The sequence below is a fragment of the Candidatus Avelusimicrobium caledoniensis genome (assembly GCF_902756455.1).
In the GTDB taxonomy this organism is placed as follows: domain Bacteria; phylum Elusimicrobiota; class Elusimicrobia; order Elusimicrobiales; family Elusimicrobiaceae; genus Avelusimicrobium; species Avelusimicrobium caledoniense.
In genome coordinates this window covers 12,586-27,641 of the sequence record NZ_CACVRB010000015.1, presented here as the reverse complement: position 1 = coordinate 27,641, position 15,056 = coordinate 12,586, and the positions used below count along the sequence as shown (strand labels likewise).

The following is a 15,056-nucleotide window of genomic DNA, read 5'->3' as shown; positions in this document are numbered from 1 at the left end:
CAACCCCCTTGCCGGGGTGCTCGCCGCACGGGCACAGCGGCCTCGGACCTCTTGGGACGTTTGTGCGGATGCCTCCGTAAGGTGGGTTTTCATTGACGGTGCTTTTGTTTATCCGCAAAAAAACATCCGCTTGCAAAGCGGATGTTTTAGAAGTTACCAAAAGAAGATTTATTTTACGTTCGGGCTCATGGCGTTTTTTACGTCTGTGCCCATCGGGGTTGGCATGCCTTGTGCGTTAATACATACCAGCGTTGTTTTGCCTTTGGTGCAAAGGCGGCCGTCTTGGTTTGTAATCGTGTTTTCAAATATAATTTTAATGTCGGACACTTCTAAAATTTTCGTTTCCACGTCAATCACATCTGCGTAGCGCACGGGATATTTATAATCAACTTCCTGCCTTGCAACTACAAAGTATAAACCTTTTTTCATCAAATCGGATACGGCGTATCCGCGTTCTTGCATGTAGAGCGTGCGGGCCTCTTCAAAAAATTTCAAATAGTTGCCGTAATAGACAACGCCGCCGCAATCGGTATCGTGGTAAAAAATGGTTTTTTTCATAATGCTCTCCGTGCGTACCAATTCATACGCAGATTTCATATAATAAATTATACTTGATTGAACGGAAATTTTCCTATTATGAAAACCGAAGAAATTATTAAACGTCTTAGAAATCCGCAAAAATACCGCAAGCCCCAAAACGCTGCTTTGCAACCGGATACCGACACGGACGAAAAATTAACGCCCGTTAAAACTCCGTCGCGCAAAATGGGATTGGAAACGATCGTCGGTTGTGCCGTTATCGTATTATTTTTTATCACGTTGTTGTTTTGGGTGATGTCCAAACACCGGGCCGAAAATTTAACCGCCGCTTTAGACCCCGACCAAGTCAAAGGACTGGTGCTTGACGAGGCGGAATTTAACCCGTACACGGGCGTAACGTATGTGGAAGTGCGCGAGGGGCAAGACCGCAACGTCGCCGTGAGTAATTTGGGCTCCACGCTTCCTATTATCAGCCGTTTTAACTTCAAAACGTTGACCGATAAAAATTACGAAGTGATCGGGGCGGCACCGTGGGCCTTGACTACTAACTTTGATTCTAATATCTCTGACCCGGAAATCATAGCGTATTTACTGTCTAACGATGTGATGATTCAGGCGTTTATTACCCGCCCGGATGTGGAGCCGTTGTTAGACGATCCGCAATTATTGCGTGCTTTTTTGGAAGATCAAAAGGCGTTGGAAGAATTTTTTGCAAGCGATACGGTTAAAAATGTATTGGCCAGTCCGCAAATGGTTCGTACGGTGTTAGGCAGCCGGTTTGCCAGTTACTTGCTCATCAGTAAGTCGGGCAAGTATTGGCGTAATCACGCGCAAGAAGCGGCGCAAATTATCAACCAAACACCCAGCTTGGCCGCGTTGAGGGATAACGTCGGAGTGATAACCGCCGTGAAAGAAAACCCGTACTTAAAACAGCATGCAACGATCTTGCTGGCCAAGCCCGTTTCGCCTGCGCCGGCTGCTAGTGCTAAACCCAAAACGGCTACCCCCGCAAAAGGTAAAGGCAAAAGCAGTAAGAAAAAATAAAGTTGTATAAGTGCGGTAAATTTGTTATAATTTTTAGGTAGCCAGTAAGCGATTTTTGCGGGCGTGGTTCAATGGTAGAACGCGACCTTGCCAAGGTTGAGACGAGAGTTCGATTCTCTTCGCCCGCTCCATTTAAACCTCCGACTTGTTCGGAGGTTTTTTCTTACCCAAGAGGACCTATTTTTTGTCTAGGTCCAAAAATAGTTTGTTCTAGGTCCAAATACCCTCGTAAATTATACGTAAACCCGTAAGATATAAGTAAGAGGGAGGCAAACTATGAAAAAGATTCTATGGGTGTTATTGTTAGCGTTGTGTGTTGTTTCCGTGCAAGCGGCTCCGTCGGTAGTTACCACGGGTAGCCGCCGCCAAGCTATGGTGGAAAAATACGGGGTAAAGAAAATTTCCGCCGATGAATTTTTAAAAGCCGTTTCCAAAGGGGACACCGCACTGATCAGCCAAGTAAAAGATTTGGCGATACTCAAAGCGCAAGATAAATTTGGGAATAATTGCTTCCACCTCGCCAAAAACAAAGTAACGCTGTTGGCTATTGCCGCCGGTATCCGCCAACTGGATGAAGAAGATTATTTGACCACTTTCCAACAACTTCGCGACCAACGCAATCACATGGGCGAAACCCCGCTGATGTTTCAAATCAATATCGGCAAAACGGAAATGTTTGAAGAATTATACCGCGGGTCCTCTTTGCAAAATGCGATCCGTACGGCCAATGCCGTAAATAATAAAGGGGCGGCGCTGATTAACACCGCTAACGTGCGCATTAAACTGGCCCGCCAAGAAGGATCCGATTACAGCGGCCGGACCGTTGCCGATGCCGCCAAAGCCAACGGCTTGCAAGAGATTGTGTCTTTCTTTGAAAACAATGCGGCGTATATGTTTACAAAATAGTTTTTCCCCATGCAAAAAGACCCGCTTAAACAGCGGGTCTTTTTTGTGCTGAAATTTACCGTAAAAACTTAATGGAGCTGGGCAAAATGACGTCTTCCATTACGTCTAGCGCGTAGGAGTCGGTCATCCCGGCTACAAAGTCGGCAATGATGGTGTCCAGCTGGGTTTCGTCCTGCCCGTACACGCGTTGCATGGAACGCATATAATTGGCAAAATTGTGTGCGGTTTGTTTGCCTTCTTTTTCATACGCCGCATAATCAAATTTGTACCGGCTGAAAATATGACGGAAATATTCAAACAAATCGCCGATACGTTTGCAGATCGTTTCTTTGCGTTGGCGCATTTGTTCGTTGCCGTAAATGCGCTCGTAATTAAAGCGGCGCAGTTGGGATAAGAGTTCAAATTTTTCTTGCGAAAAGCCGATATAATCTTTGTCTTTAGAGTGGTTAATTAAATCAAGCGTGAGCGTGTTGATGATTTCGCCGTTTTTTTCGCCCAATTCTTCGCGCACTTGGTGGGGGATATCGTCGGGCGTGATGAGGTCGGCTTTGATAGCGTCTTCAATGTCGCGCCCCAAGTAGGCAATTTTATCCGATAAACGCACAATGCACCCCTCGTAGGTAGAGGGCATTTGGTTGCGCCCGGTAATTTTTTCCAAATCGTTGGGTTGTCGGGTGGGGCGGAGTTGGTTGTTGGCGTAATCTTCGCCGCAGTGGCAGATGATGCCGTCTTTGACCGCAAATGTTAAATTAAGACCTTCGCCGTAGTTTGCCAAATGTTCCACTACGCGGTAGCTGTTTACTTCGTGCAAAAATTTTTTCGGTGCGATACACGCGTTGATCGCCCTTTCGCCTTCGTGCCCGAAAGGGGCGTGCCCGATATCGTGCCCGAGTCCGATAGCATACGCCATATCTTCGCTTAGGTCCCAATTTTTGCTTTTGTTAAGCCCGCGGCAAATCGTCGCCGCGATAGTCGCCACGTGCAAAACGTGTTCAATGCGGGTACAGATATGGTCGTTATCCGGCGCGAAAAACACTTGCGTTTTATGTTTTAAACGGCGAAACGGCAACGAGTGGATAATTTTAGTTTGGTCGCGGAAGTACTCATCGCGCAAATCGGGTTTGTGCGGGTGGGTACGCTTGAGATAAATTTCATCGGAAAACGGGTTTTTAATCATAAAATTATGATACCATAATATGAGAAGTTACCGCCATACGGCACGAGTATTTTATGGTAAAAGCACTCTATGCGGGCAGTTTTGACCCGGTAACAAACGGACATTTAGATATTATTCAGCGCGCGGCAAAAACCTTTGGCGCGCTAACGGTACTTGTGATGAAAAACGAGGCCAAAACGCCGCTACTGAGTATAGAAAAGCGCGTGAATTTGTTGAGACAAGTTACGGCGGATATTCCCGGTGTGTCGGTAGAAACCGCGGGCGGTTTTACAGCCGATTACGCGCGTGGAAACGGCGTATCTGTGTTGGTGCGCGGTTTGCGCGGCGTAGAGGATATAGAGCCGGAAATGCAAATGGCGCGTTTTAATAAGGTGCGAAATCCGCAAGCCGAAACGGTGTTTTTCCCGGCGAGGGAAGAATTGCGCGCTATCAGTTCTTCTTCGGTAAAGGAAATGGCACGCCAAGGCGCGGATATTTCCTCGTTAGTGCCGCCGTGCGTAGTTGATGTGCTAAAAGAAAAATTAAAGTAGTTTCCGATTACGGCAAAGTATAAGTACGGGACGTACCAGATTCTCCTGATAAAGTTCCGCGCATAATTTTCTCGCAATAATCTCCGGCATTTAAATTGAAACAATAGTCGCCGCAACCTGTTAGTCGTTCGTTGCAAACAATATTGTGGTTATTTCCGGAAAAATAAATCACAAAACCTGCGCCCTTGTATTTACCATTCAAGCGGTGGATGCGGATGTCGTTGACGGAAGATCCCGTTGCAACCCCTTCTATTTGTAAAGACCAATCGCCGTTTGATTTTGTATCAGTCATACCGTCGTGAGACAGGAATTTTGTTGTTCCGGTCCAACTTGTTAAATCAACGGCCAGTTCATCAAAAGTAGGAGCCCACTCGCCGCTAGCCAAGTGATGTGCCTCGTACGCTTGCCCAAGTGATTTTAAGAGCGTAAGTGCTTGTGTGGCTTTTGATTTTTCCACCGCTTTCTGATATTGCGGCAACGCCACCGCCGCTAAAATGCCGATGATAAGTACAACGACTAATAATTCAATAAGCGTAAATGCTTGTTTGTTTTTCATGTTTTTTGCTCCTTATGTTTTTTTGCCGTCCCTTTATTATCGTTTTTTTTTTTGATTTGTCAAGGCCCTCGCCGGGGTGCTCGCCGCACGGGCATACGGCCTTGGAGTGCTGTTTGTGTTTGGTGTTGTATTTTATAAGCGTAAGGAGCAAACAAAACAACGGGCCCTGTGGAAAGGCCCGTTGTTTTGGTGTATGAAAAAATCAGTTCATTTCGTCCAGTAATGCTTGCGCGGCGGTGTTGCCGTTAGAGGCGGCTTTTTCAAGCCATTGTCTGCCGGCTTGTTTATCGGCGGGAACGCCCAGCCCTTTTGAGTAAATCTGCCCCAGTACGTATTGCGCGGCTGCGTAATTTTGCTCGGCCGCATTACGGAAAAAAGTAATCGCCAGCGGCACGGAAACGGGAGTGCCCTGCCCTTGCATAAGCATAAAACCGGTCATGTATTGTCCGGCGGCAAGACCACCCGCGGCGGCGTTGGAAAACCACGCAAACGCATCTGTATAATTCGGCGGATCTTGCTGATACGCCTGTTCACCAAGGGCATATTGTGCAGGCGGATACGCTTGCGCGGCCAGTTCGTTCCACAGCGCGGTGGCTTTAGCGGCGTCCGGGGGCAACACGCCTCCCGCCTGATAGTTCTTCGCTAAAATAAGTCCTGCTTGCGGAAGTTGGTTTTCTTGCCACGCTAACGTCAGCCACCGTTCAGCTTCTTCCGTGTTTTTTAAAACCGGGGCTCCCGTCAAATACGCTTGCCCCACACGCAAACGTGCCGGGCCGTCGCCCTCTTGGGCTTGTTTTAAATCGGTTAAAAACCGGCTGACTTGTTCGTATAATTCGGGTTGGTTATTTTGTGCGGAAATCAAATTTTGCTTAGCGGTAGCGTCGCCCAGTTTGGCGGCAATAAATTGCCAATATAAACTTTCCCCGGCGTGCTTAGGTAGCCCGCCCAATCCTTCGGCGTAAAAACGGCTGATTTCTTTTTGCGCCAACACGCTGCCTTGTTTAGCGGCTAAAAGTAAAAAAGCGGACGCCTCTTCTAAATCCGGCGTTGTTCCTTTACCGTAGATGTATGATTCGGCGCATTTCCACAACGCTTCCGTGTCGCCCTCCAACGCGGCTTTGCGATACCAAAAAAGAGCTTGTTTGCCGTCTTGTTTGACGCCTTTTCCCTCGGCGTAAGCGTAGCCGGCTTGCACTTGGGCTTCCAAATTGCCGGCTTTGGCAGCGGATAAAATAGTGGCAAATTGTTTTTCTTGCGGTGTTTGGTAAAAAAGAACACCGTATAACATAATGCCTAGCGCGAGAAAAAAAATCAGTAACAGAAATTTTTTCATAGGGCCACTCGTAAAAAATAGGGAGCATTATAGCTCCCTATCATTATAATAAAATTGCGGGCAATTTTATTTAACCATCACAAACGGCATTTGGTTGCCGGCCATATACGTCGGCATGCGGCCGTCCCATTTATCAATGGCTTTGAGTTGCGCTTCCACTTGACGCAGTTTAATTAAGTTGTCTGAGACCACTTCGCGTTGCAAACGTAACGATTTGGCTTCGGCCTCGGCTTGCAAGATTTTTTGTTCGGCCTCTTTTTTTACTTTTTCCACGAGGTTGGTAGCGCGTTTGGCCTCTTGCTCGGCGATTTGTTTTTCTTCTACCGCGCGCAAGAATTGCTTGGAAAATTCAAAGTTGGTAATGGCGATGTCGGAAACGATCACTTCTTTTTCTGCCATTTTAGCTTTTAAAATTTCGTTTAACTCGCGCGCTACTTCCACGCGGTTGGAAATCAAGCTGTCGGCGGAGTATTTGGCGATGACGGCTTTGGTCCATTCTTCCACCATGGGTTTTAAAATGGTGTTGGTATATTCCGGCCCCAAGTTGCGGTAAATGGACTCTACCGTGTTAGGCAAAATGCGGTGGTTGACGGCCAACGTGAGTCCGACGGTCTGCAAATCTTTAGAAAACGCTTCCGTATTAAACGAATCTTTTTTAATGCGGACGGAAAATTTTTCTACGCTGTCTACAAACGGCATTTTATAGTGGATGCCTTCGCCGTAAGCTCCGATGAGTTTGCCAAACCGCAATTTCACGGCGACGTTGCCGGCCGATACGGTAAAATACGAATCAAACGCGGCAATCACAATAAACAGAATAATGGCGAGCGGGAACACCCACCACAACGACGGAATATGCACAGGGTTTACGTTACGCATAAAAGCTCCTTTTTGAAATAGTTGCTGACTGACAGATAAATTATATCATTTCTGTTTATTGTTTTTCCGTCGGGGCGTGGCAGACTAACACGAAGTCCACTTTATAGAAGATAACATCATATGCTTTAAGAGGTTTTAGGCCTTCTGCCTGCCCCCGGCAAGGGCCTTGACATCGTTTTTTTTTTTGATTTAATTTGACTATACCTAAACCATGTGGAGGGATATGTATGGAAAAGGAAAGATGTTTAAAAGGTTGTTTAAAAGGAAATAAAAATAAATGTCATTCCAAACCGCGGCCTTTACCGCTTGGCCGCGCCCCGGAAGGTCTTTATCCGGGGTCTGATGACAATGATTTGGAATCTCACCGCTTTCTAAAACGACAACAAGGTGAGATCCTTAAGTCAGTTCAGGATGACGTCTTTTTTTACAACAACGGCTTTACTTTAATTGAATTATTAGTTGTCGTTCTTATCATCGGCATTTTGGCCGCGGTGGCGTTGCCGCAGTATCAAAAAGCGGTGGAAAAATCAAAAGCCACGCAAGCGCTAACTATGCTTAAAACTGTTGGGCAAGCCATGCAATCTCATTATTTAGCATCGGGCGAGTGGGCTACTTCGTTTGATGAACTTGCTTTGGATATTCCGTGGACGGGGAATGTTAGTTTTTTTTATGGTAGTGGTTACCGGCAAGGCATTTCTAACGGGGAATGGTCTTTGCAATTTCGCAAGACAAGCTATAATGGAAATGATATTGTTTCTCTTTCTATGGGCCGCATTTCCGGTACATATGCCGGGGCTGGTTTTATTATGTACTTGGAAGAAGAGTATAATTTGCCGGAAAATGAAATCTTGTGCCAAGAAATCAAGGGGTCTATCACTTCGTTCCCCTTTTCAAAATCTGACGGAGATTACTGCATAAAAATGATGCGGGGAACGCTGAAATCCACCTCACCGGGGAGAGAAAGTTACTATACGTTACCTTAATTTTCCGTCCGCTTATCCAATTTTACATGCCACAAAAATTCGGTGTTGCCGTGCGTGCCTTTAATGGGGGACTCAATCACTTCGCCCGATTCACCGCCGTATTTTTCTTTAATACTGTCAAAAAAATCACACACGCGCGAAATCGCCAGTTGCCTGTTCTCGTCGGTTTTTACAATACCGTGCGGCACTTGCTTGGGGGAAAGTTCAAATTGCGGTTTAATTAAAAAAACGATTTCGCTTTTGTCTGCCATTACCTTAAAAAGCGGCTCCATAATTAGGGTGAGCGAAATAAAAGACACGTCCACCGCGGCAAACTCCGGCGCGGTGTCAAATAAATCGGCCGTCATGTAGCGCGCGTTTGTTTCGGGTTTGAAATAGAAATTTTTGTAACGGCGCATTTCGTCGGCCAGTTGCCCTTTGCCCACGTCCACCCCATACACTTCTTTGGCTCCGGCTTGAATCATGCAATCGCTAAATCCGCCTGTGGCTACGCCGATATCCACGCAAATTTTATCTTTAACGGAAATGTTCCAATGGTTAAGTGCACCTGCCAGTTTTAATCCGCCGCGCGACACATACGGACACGATTTTTCTTTCAGTGAGATTTTATCTTCGGGCAAAATGGTGCGGTCGGCGCGGGTATCCACTTCGCCGTTTACCAAAACTTCGCCCGCCATAATAGACGCTTGCGCGCGGTTGCGGCTAGCAAAAAAACCTTGCTCCACCAAAGCCATATCCAAACGTAATTTTTTATTCGCCATCTGCGTTTTCCGCCAGTTCGGTGTTGAAAGGTTCCGTCATCATTTCCGTGCCTTTCTTTTTCAGTTCTTCCACCTTAAATTTAACGGTTTCCAACTTTTGCGCCAGTTCCTTGGAAAGCACAACGCCTTCTTCAAACAGTTTGACGGAAGCGTCTAAATCGGTTTGTTCTTCTTCTAATTTCGCCACAATTTCTTCCAAGCGGGCGAGTTGTTTTTCAAAATTAAATTTTGTTGCCATAAATACCTCACTTGACGTGCGTGTAAATCATACCATCTTGCACTTGCACGTAAATTTCTTCGCCGCTTTGTGTTTGAGCTACGCGGCTGATGACAGTGCCGTCTTGTTTGCGCGTAATGCTGTACCCGCGCTTTAACACCGCCTGTGGGCCGAGTGCTTGTAATTTTTGCGCGGCCAGTTCAAGACGCGCTTGAAATTGCGCGGTCTTTTGCGCGTAAGCGGTTTCCAAACGCGCCGTTAAATCATCCAACTGTAACTCTTTTTCCTGCGTAAGTACCGACGGGCGTTTGAAAACGGGCGAATTAACCGCCAGGTCATAGCGGCGTTTGGCGCGCTCGTAAAATAAATTAACGGCTTGTAATAAACGCTTTTGTAAATCGGCAATATGTTCGTGCGTGTTTTGCGAATTTTTAACGACCAGTTCCGCGGCGGCAGACGGTGTGGGTGCGCGCAAGTCCGCTACGAAATCGGCTATGGTAAAATCAACCTCGTGACCGACGCAGGAAATGACGGGGATTTTGCTTTTGAAAATAGCGCGCGCGACGATTTCTTCGTTAAACGCCCATAAATCTTCCAAACTGCCGCCGCCGCGGCCCAACAAAATCACGTCCGGTTTGGGGGTAAAGCGGTTGGCATCTTGTAACGCTTGGGCGATTTGCGGCGCGGCTTCGTCGCCTTGTACGAGCGTGGGAATAATTAAAATTTCCAAATGTGGGCTGCGCCGTTTTAGCACGGATAAAATATCGCGCACCGCCGCGCCGGTGGGCGAAGTGATAACGGCAATACGTTGCGGATAAGCGGGGATTTCTTGTTTGTGTTCCGGCGCGAAAAGTCCCTCTTGCTCCAGTTTTCTTTTTAGTTTTTCAAACTCTAAAAACAAATTGCCTTTGGTTAAAAGTTCCGCGCTTTTGGCTACAATCTGATAGCGGCCTTGTTTGGCGTAACATGAAAAATCGCCGCCCACGCGCACTTGCATACCTTCTTGTAATTGGTCGCCGTATTTTTTGGCATCCCATTTAAACATCACGCCGGAAAGGAGTGATTCGCGGTCTTTCAAATCAAAATATACGTGCCCGCTGGCGGCGGTGCGCAAGTTGCTCACTTCGCCTTCCACAAACACACCGCGAAACACGCCTTCCAGCATTTGCTTGACGGCGAGTGTGATAGCGGTAACGGTAAAAACTTGTCCGCGGAAAGGGGCTTCTTGCTCCATTTATTCCCCCTTAATTTTTTTAAGCCGTTCAATAAGTGCGGGTTCTTTGCCCAAATTCCCCGGCTCAAAAAATTTTTTCGGATATGGCATGTACGGTTGTTTGACGTAGTGATTGGGAAAATCGTGCGCGTATTTGTAGCCGCGGTTTTTGCCGCCGGAGCGCAAGTGATCGGGCACCGGGCGATAGCGGCCTTCGCGTACTTCTTGCAAAGCACCGTCTATGGCTAAATAGGCAGAGTTGCTTTTGGGGCAACACGCCACATAAACGGCGGCGTGAGCCAAGGGGATACGCACTTCGGGCATGCCCAGTTCTTCGGCGGCTGAAAAGGCGGCTTGGGCAATCATAATAGCGGCGGGCTCGGCTAGCCCCACATCTTCGCTCGCGCAAATTAAAATGCGGCGCGCGATAAAGCGCGGATCTTCGCCGCTTTCCAACATGCGAGCCAGCCAATAGACGGTTGCGTCCGGGTCCGAGCCGCGCATAGATTTAATAAAAGCGGAAATAATATCGTAGTGCTCGTCGCCTTTTTTATCGTAATTTAGGTGGCGGCGTTGGATGCACTCTTTGGCGGTGGCGAGGTCAATGTGTTTGATGTTATCCTTGCCGGGCCGGGTGGTAACGAAAGCCAGCTCGGCGGCGTTTAGCATTTTGCGGCTGTCGCCATTGGCTTGCGTGATAAAAAATTCGGCGGCGTCGTCGTCAATTTGCGCGTGTTCATCTTGTGCGGCGCGCGTTAAAATTTTAAGTAAATCTTTATCGCCCAAGGCCTTAAATTCAAACACGGAAAAGCGCGAGAGAAGCGCGGTGTTAATATAAAAATACGGGTTTTCCGTCGTAATGCCGATTAAAATGATGTCGCCCTTTTCCACAGACGGAAGTAAAACGTCTTGTTGGGTTTTATTAAAATGGTGGATTTCGTCCAAAATAACAAGCGTGCGTTTTTGGTCAAACGTCGGCGTGCGTGCGCGGTCTTTGGCTTCGGCTAACACTTTTTTAATGTCCGCTACACCCGCGGCCGCCGCATTAAGTTCCACCGTGTATGCTTGCGTGCGCGAGGCGATGTAGCGTGCCGTGGCCGTCTTGCCGCAACCGGGCGGGCCAAAGAAAACGGCCGATTTAATCATGTCCGCTTCCAACAGACGGCGCAACATTTTCCCCTCGCCGAGTAAATGCGGTTGCCCGGCGAAGTCTTCCAGTTTTTTAGGTGCTTGGCGCGCGGCCAGCGGAACGGTGGTTTCTTCTTCCATATTTATTTTTGCGGCGAGTCTAACGCACTTTTTAATTTTAAAATTAAGTCGCTCACGCGCGAGGTTTCTTCTTGGCGTTTACCGCCTTCGTTTTGGGTTTGTGCGTACGCTTGCGCGGCAAAGTGGAGCGCCGCCATTAACGCTTGTTTTAATGTGTCAATTTCGTCTAACTGGCGCATGTACGTTTCCACTTGTCCGGCAAGGTCGGTCAATTCCACTACACCCAATCCCTCCGGCTCTACGTCCAGCGGTATATTTTTAATTTCTACTTGTACTAAATCACGTTTTGGCATATAGGTATTGTAGCTTTTTTTGTAAATGATTTTTGACTTGACATCGTTTTTTTTTTTGCTACATTTTATTTAATGATAAAAAGGAGGTTGTATGAAAAACAAACAAGCGTTTACGCTTATTGAACTGTTAGTCGTTGTGCTTATCATCGGTATTTTGGCGGCAGTAGCGTTGCCGCAATATCAAAATGCGGTGCTTAAAAGCCGATTTACACAATTAAGGGCTTTTGGGGACGCTATTCATAAAGCGGCTGTTGCTTATTATTTGGCAAACGGACGCTATCCTCTGCGGTTTGATGAGCTGAGTGTTGATTTGCCCGGGACGGGGGATGAAAGATCAAAATATTATAAAGATTACCGGTGTGATTTGTCCGCGGACATGGATGACCGTGCAGATAATATATTGTGTTATTTTACTCCGTCTGATAATGTGCGGTTTGGTTATTTTATACTGTATCCTTCGGCTACTTATTGCGGTGCCACGCGAACATGGGAAAAGGGAAATAAATTGTGCAAAAGCATGACAAACAAAACGGAAAAATCTTTTTCCTATGGGGGCGGGGAACGGGTAATGGATATGTATGAATTTTAAGCGGGGAAATAATGTGTTTTGACGCAACACCGGCGCCCTTGGTGTTGTGAATCGCCCGATTTTTCCAAAATCGGTGCGGGTGGACATCGGCCACAAGTCGCCTCGTTGACCCTCGGCGCTCGCGGCCCCGCCTCGCCATGCTCGCCTTTCGTTCTTGCTTTGCAAGAACTCAAACTCGCATAAGGCTCCGGCTTTCGATTCCCGACGCAACGCAAAGCAGTTTGCGTTGCTGCCACGCCCGATTTTCTTGAAACAAAAAACCGCCTTTCGGCGGTTTTTATTTCAAAAAAATCAGGTGCGGGCGGGAATCGAACCCACGAATATCAGTTTTGCAGACTGACGCCTTACCACTTGGCCACCGCACCGTAACTTCTCAATTTATATATTTATTATAGCAAAAAAAGACGAGTTATGAAAAATCAAAATTAGGCCTTGATTTTTTTCACAAAACCATTATAGTATCAGTAAGGGAGTGCCACAGAGCCCGCGCTTTGCGGGGAGGCCCCGTTAAGGGGCGTAGGCCTCCCCTTTTTATTGGCTACTTTTGTGTTTTGTGGGCCCGTAAGAGTTTTGCTCTTACGGGTTTTTTATCGGAGAAAACTTTTACTTGACATCGTTTTTTTTTTTGCTACATTTTATTTAATGATAAAAAGGAGGTTGTATGAAAAACAAACAAGCATTTACGCTTATTGAATTGTTGGTTGTAGTTTTAATCATTGGTATTTTGGCCGCGGTAGCGTTGCCGCAATATCAAAAAGCGGTATGGAAATCGCGCAACGCGCAACTTAAAACATTGGCACAATCTGTCGCGCAAGCGGAGCAAGCATATTATTTAGCCAATGGACGATATGCATTTAATTTTGATGAATTGGATATAGATTTGCCGCTTTCTGCGCCTGTTCAAAGCGGCTCGGCGGAAGATAAATGTTACTTTGCTATTGCCGGGACAGATTCGGTACGCCGCGGAAAAAATTTTGAAATTGTGTTAGGCGGAGTTGCAAGCAATCCCTCTTACGTGAGTGTGCAAGCGGTGTGGCTGACGGATCCGTATAAATGCACAGGGTTTTTCTTTGATAGTACCAATCAACTTCTTCGGTGCCGCGAAAAACATAACAATTCCTCAGATGGATCTATTGGTGACTTTTGTGCCAAATTAGAAAAAGGTACATATGATCACACAAATTCACCGTGGTATTATTATCGTTTACCTTAAAACAAAACCCCCGCAAGAAATTGCGGGGGTTCTTTCCTCGTACCAAAATTTTATTTCTTCTTCTGGTCTTTAAGTGCCAGATATCCCATCAGGCGGTAAATGAGTTTAGACACGTTAAACTCCGTAATCGTGTCCGCGCTGCGTTTACACGCTTCCACCACATCAATGGCCACAATTTTTTTGTGCTTGATGACTTCGCGGAATAAATCTAACGCTTCGTACCACATAAATCCGCCCGGTTGCGGGGTGCCCGTGGCCGGAATGACCGACGGATCAAAGCCGTCAACATCAATGGTAATATAAACGGTGTCCGTCAGCTTTTTTAGGACTTGCGGAATTAGTTTTTTAATGTCGCGGTGTTCGTGCATTAAATACGTGGTTACGTTGCCTGCGTTGCAGAATTGTTTTTCTTCGCTGGCTACGCTGCGGATGCCCACCTGCACTACTTTGACTTGGCGCGACGCCGGATATAACGCGCACGCGTGGCTTTTGGGCGTTCCTTCAAACGTTGGGCGTAAATCGGCATGGGCGTCAAAGTGCAAGATACTCAAGTTTTTATATTTTTCAATATACGGTTGCGCCAATGCTTGCGTAACGGTGTGCTCCCCGCCGATATAAAACGGAATCGCTTTATATTGCATGAGGTTGCGAACGGTCTTATCAATATTTTTAAAAACGGTGTTGGTAGAGCCCTTGCAGTTGATAGCGGGTTGCGTGTTAATGCCAAGTTCCCACGTTTCCGTTTTGGTTTCTTCGTCCCACAGTTCAATTTGAGTGGACGCCTCAATGACGGCGGCAGGCCCTTTGGCGGTACCGTGCCCGTAGCAGACCGTTTTTTCAAACGGCACCGGCACGACCGCGAATTTACAAAGGGGCAGAGAGCTTGTTTTGCTCTCCAGCCCCATAAACTTATCAATCTGTACGTTGTCTTCGCTCACAAAATTACCGTGTGTTATTTGACAAATACAGCCGCGGCTAATACCGTGGTCCACATACCGTCTACGCAGATAGCAGATTGCGTGATGTTGGTGGTGCGGACGATCTTGCCGCTCATCTTCCAAATTTCTTCTTTTTTATCCCACGTGGTATCGTTATCAAAATCAATACCCAGCGTGGTGGAAAGCATTAAAGCGGCCAAGTCTTCGGCGTAGTCGCCGGCTTGTTTATCGGTTTCGCCGAAGCTGTGGTGCTCGGACAAATAACCGTAGTTGTTTTTGCCGTCTTTGGGGATAGCCACACCCACGGACGCCGCAATCATACGGCGATATTCGTTGCTGGTGTTGCGGCTGATGACGCAATGCAAAATCTGCCCGGGTTTAAGTTGTTTGACCCCTTTTGCGGCGGGAATCAATTTGCATCCGGGCGGGAAAATGCTGGACACCGGTACAATGTTAAACGGCGCAATGTGTGCATCGCGCAAGGCCTCTTCAAAACTGGCCAGTTTTTCTTTGTGACGTCCGATCCCTTTGGTAAGGAAGATCTCTTTGGCTACAAACGGTTCGTACATTTTTGTTTTTCCACTTGTTCCTTTTTAATGTGAATTTTTTGCTTTC

18 protein-coding genes and 2 tRNA genes are annotated in these 15,056 nt (G+C 47.0%); 7 read left to right on the top strand and 13 right to left on the bottom strand.

Going from position 1 to position 15,056, the window contains the following annotated elements; all coding sequences use genetic code 11:
* Positions 1-168: 168 nt before the first annotated feature.
* On the bottom strand, positions 169-558 hold the full coding sequence (locus ACQY2W_RS04955) for an acyl-CoA thioesterase (RefSeq protein ID WP_428049974.1): 390 nt from the start codon (positions 556-558) through the stop codon (positions 169-171).
* 78 nt (positions 559-636) lie between these two features.
* Between ACQY2W_RS04955 and ACQY2W_RS04950 the strand changes: the two genes are divergently transcribed.
* The 3 genes from ACQY2W_RS04950 (at position 637) to ACQY2W_RS04940 (ending at position 2,490) form a co-directional block, all read left to right on the top strand.
* Entirely contained in the window at positions 637-1,584 is a 948-nt protein-coding gene (locus ACQY2W_RS04950) for a hypothetical protein (protein ID WP_428049972.1), read from the top strand.
* A 57-nt stretch (positions 1,585-1,641) separates the two neighbouring features.
* Positions 1,642-1,715 (top strand) — tRNA-Gly (locus ACQY2W_RS04945).
* A gap of 145 nt (positions 1,716-1,860) precedes the next feature.
* Complete coding sequence (locus ACQY2W_RS04940; RefSeq protein ID WP_428049970.1) at positions 1,861-2,490, top strand: hypothetical protein; 630 nt, start codon at positions 1,861-1,863, stop codon at positions 2,488-2,490.
* A gap of 55 nt (positions 2,491-2,545) precedes the next feature.
* Here ACQY2W_RS04940 and ACQY2W_RS04935 read toward each other — a convergent pair whose 3' ends face one another.
* Complete coding sequence (locus ACQY2W_RS04935; RefSeq protein ID WP_428049968.1) at positions 2,546-3,667, bottom strand: deoxyguanosinetriphosphate triphosphohydrolase family protein; 1,122 nt, start codon at positions 3,665-3,667, stop codon at positions 2,546-2,548.
* Between the two features lie 53 nt (positions 3,668-3,720).
* On the opposite strand from ACQY2W_RS04935, the gene coaD reads away from it, so the two are divergent.
* Complete coding sequence (coaD, locus tag ACQY2W_RS04930) at positions 3,721-4,197, top strand: pantetheine-phosphate adenylyltransferase (RefSeq protein WP_428049966.1); 477 nt, start codon at positions 3,721-3,723, stop codon at positions 4,195-4,197.
* Between the two features lie 7 nt (positions 4,198-4,204).
* Here the strand turns inward: coaD and ACQY2W_RS04925 are convergent, their stop codons facing one another.
* The 3 genes from ACQY2W_RS04925 to ACQY2W_RS04915 form a co-directional block, all read right to left on the bottom strand.
* Positions 4,205-4,753, bottom strand: coding sequence for a type IV pilin protein (locus ACQY2W_RS04925; RefSeq protein ID WP_428049964.1), 549 nt, complete (start codon positions 4,751-4,753; stop codon positions 4,205-4,207).
* A 202-nt stretch (positions 4,754-4,955) separates the two neighbouring features.
* Entirely contained in the window at positions 4,956-6,086 is a 1,131-nt protein-coding gene (locus ACQY2W_RS04920) for a tetratricopeptide repeat protein (protein WP_428049962.1), read from the bottom strand.
* A 66-nt stretch (positions 6,087-6,152) separates the two neighbouring features.
* The gene (locus tag ACQY2W_RS04915) at positions 6,153-6,965 is read right to left on the bottom strand and encodes a prohibitin family protein (RefSeq protein ID WP_428049960.1); all 813 of its coding nucleotides are present in this window, start codon (positions 6,963-6,965) and stop codon (positions 6,153-6,155) included.
* Between the two features lie 227 nt (positions 6,966-7,192).
* Here ACQY2W_RS04915 and ACQY2W_RS04910 point away from each other — a divergent pair, with 227 nt between their 5' ends.
* On the top strand, positions 7,193-7,948 hold the full coding sequence (locus ACQY2W_RS04910; RefSeq protein ID WP_428049958.1) for a type IV pilin protein: 756 nt from the start codon (positions 7,193-7,195) through the stop codon (positions 7,946-7,948).
* Here ACQY2W_RS04910 and ACQY2W_RS04905 read toward each other — a convergent pair.
* The 5 genes from ACQY2W_RS04905 to ACQY2W_RS04885 are packed head-to-tail and all read right to left on the bottom strand — an operon-like array spanning position 7,945 to position 11,701.
* Positions 7,945-8,709, bottom strand: coding sequence for a TlyA family RNA methyltransferase (locus ACQY2W_RS04905; protein WP_428049956.1), 765 nt, complete (start codon positions 8,707-8,709; stop codon positions 7,945-7,947). The genes ACQY2W_RS04910 and ACQY2W_RS04905 overlap by 4 nt on opposite strands.
* On the bottom strand, positions 8,699-8,947 hold the full coding sequence (xseB, locus tag ACQY2W_RS04900) for an exodeoxyribonuclease VII small subunit (protein ID WP_428049954.1): 249 nt from the start codon (positions 8,945-8,947) through the stop codon (positions 8,699-8,701). The genes ACQY2W_RS04905 and xseB overlap by 11 nt, the downstream gene beginning before the upstream one ends.
* 7 nt (positions 8,948-8,954) lie before the next feature.
* The gene (gene xseA / locus ACQY2W_RS04895; RefSeq protein WP_428049952.1) at positions 8,955-10,160 is read right to left on the bottom strand and encodes an exodeoxyribonuclease VII large subunit; all 1,206 of its coding nucleotides are present in this window, start codon (positions 10,158-10,160) and stop codon (positions 8,955-8,957) included.
* Complete coding sequence (locus ACQY2W_RS04890) at positions 10,161-11,408, bottom strand: replication-associated recombination protein A (RefSeq protein WP_428049950.1); 1,248 nt, start codon at positions 11,406-11,408, stop codon at positions 10,161-10,163. It lies immediately after the preceding gene.
* 2 nt (positions 11,409-11,410) lie between these two features.
* Complete coding sequence (locus ACQY2W_RS04885; RefSeq protein ID WP_428049948.1) at positions 11,411-11,701, bottom strand: hypothetical protein; 291 nt, start codon at positions 11,699-11,701, stop codon at positions 11,411-11,413.
* Between the two features lie 91 nt (positions 11,702-11,792).
* Between ACQY2W_RS04885 and ACQY2W_RS04880 the strand changes: the two genes are divergently transcribed.
* Positions 11,793-12,290, top strand: coding sequence for a type IV pilin protein (locus ACQY2W_RS04880; protein WP_428049946.1), 498 nt, complete (start codon positions 11,793-11,795; stop codon positions 12,288-12,290).
* Positions 12,291-12,583: 293 nt separating this feature from the next.
* Here the strand turns inward: ACQY2W_RS04880 and ACQY2W_RS04875 are convergent.
* A tRNA-Cys gene (locus ACQY2W_RS04875) sits at positions 12,584-12,655 on the bottom strand.
* Positions 12,656-12,951: 296 nt separating this feature from the next.
* Here ACQY2W_RS04875 and ACQY2W_RS04870 point away from each other — a divergent pair.
* Positions 12,952-13,503 carry a type IV pilin protein gene (locus ACQY2W_RS04870; RefSeq protein WP_428049944.1) on the top strand — a complete coding sequence of 184 codons (552 nt, stop codon included), beginning with the start codon at positions 12,952-12,954 and terminating at the stop codon, positions 13,501-13,503.
* A 50-nt stretch (positions 13,504-13,553) separates the two neighbouring features.
* On the opposite strand, the gene speB is transcribed toward ACQY2W_RS04870, so the two are convergent.
* Positions 13,554-14,441 carry an agmatinase gene (speB, locus tag ACQY2W_RS04865; protein WP_428049942.1) on the bottom strand — a complete coding sequence of 296 codons (888 nt, stop codon included), beginning with the start codon at positions 14,439-14,441 and terminating at the stop codon, positions 13,554-13,556.
* 14 nt (positions 14,442-14,455) lie between these two features.
* Entirely contained in the window at positions 14,456-15,010 is a 555-nt protein-coding gene (locus ACQY2W_RS04860; protein ID WP_428049940.1) for a pyruvoyl-dependent arginine decarboxylase, read from the bottom strand.
* Between the last annotated feature and the right edge of the window lie 46 nt (positions 15,011-15,056).

Bases quoted from the DNA above. Each gene is read 5' to 3' on its own strand.
- ACQY2W_RS04955 (WP_428049974.1), bottom strand. From the start codon at position 558: ATGAAAAAAACCATTTTTTACCACGATACCGATTGCGGCGGCGTTGTC.
- ACQY2W_RS04950 (WP_428049972.1), top strand. From the start codon at position 637: ATGAAAACCGAAGAAATTATTAAACGTCTTAGAAATCCGCAAAAATAC.
- ACQY2W_RS04940 (WP_428049970.1), top strand. From the start codon at position 1,861: ATGAAAAAGATTCTATGGGTGTTATTGTTAGCGTTGTGTGTTGTTTCC.
- ACQY2W_RS04935 (WP_428049968.1), bottom strand. From the start codon at position 3,667: ATGATTAAAAACCCGTTTTCCGATGAAATTTATCTCAAGCGTACCCAC.
- coaD (WP_428049966.1), top strand. From the start codon at position 3,721: ATGGTAAAAGCACTCTATGCGGGCAGTTTTGACCCGGTAACAAACGGA.
- ACQY2W_RS04925 (WP_428049964.1), bottom strand. From the start codon at position 4,753: ATGAAAAACAAACAAGCATTTACGCTTATTGAATTATTAGTCGTTGTA.
- ACQY2W_RS04920 (WP_428049962.1), bottom strand. From the start codon at position 6,086: ATGAAAAAATTTCTGTTACTGATTTTTTTTCTCGCGCTAGGCATTATG.
- ACQY2W_RS04915 (WP_428049960.1), bottom strand. From the start codon at position 6,965: ATGCGTAACGTAAACCCTGTGCATATTCCGTCGTTGTGGTGGGTGTTC.
- ACQY2W_RS04910 (WP_428049958.1), top strand. From the start codon at position 7,193: ATGGAAAAGGAAAGATGTTTAAAAGGTTGTTTAAAAGGAAATAAAAAT.
- ACQY2W_RS04905 (WP_428049956.1), bottom strand. From the start codon at position 8,709: ATGGCGAATAAAAAATTACGTTTGGATATGGCTTTGGTGGAGCAAGGT.
- xseB (WP_428049954.1), bottom strand. From the start codon at position 8,947: ATGGCAACAAAATTTAATTTTGAAAAACAACTCGCCCGCTTGGAAGAA.
- xseA (WP_428049952.1), bottom strand. From the start codon at position 10,160: ATGGAGCAAGAAGCCCCTTTCCGCGGACAAGTTTTTACCGTTACCGCT.
- ACQY2W_RS04890 (WP_428049950.1), bottom strand. From the start codon at position 11,408: ATGGAAGAAGAAACCACCGTTCCGCTGGCCGCGCGCCAAGCACCTAAA.
- ACQY2W_RS04885 (WP_428049948.1), bottom strand. From the start codon at position 11,701: ATGCCAAAACGTGATTTAGTACAAGTAGAAATTAAAAATATACCGCTG.
- ACQY2W_RS04880 (WP_428049946.1), top strand. From the start codon at position 11,793: ATGAAAAACAAACAAGCGTTTACGCTTATTGAACTGTTAGTCGTTGTG.
- ACQY2W_RS04870 (WP_428049944.1), top strand. From the start codon at position 12,952: ATGAAAAACAAACAAGCATTTACGCTTATTGAATTGTTGGTTGTAGTT.
- ACQY2W_RS04860 (WP_428049940.1), bottom strand. From the start codon at position 15,010: ATGTACGAACCGTTTGTAGCCAAAGAGATCTTCCTTACCAAAGGGATC.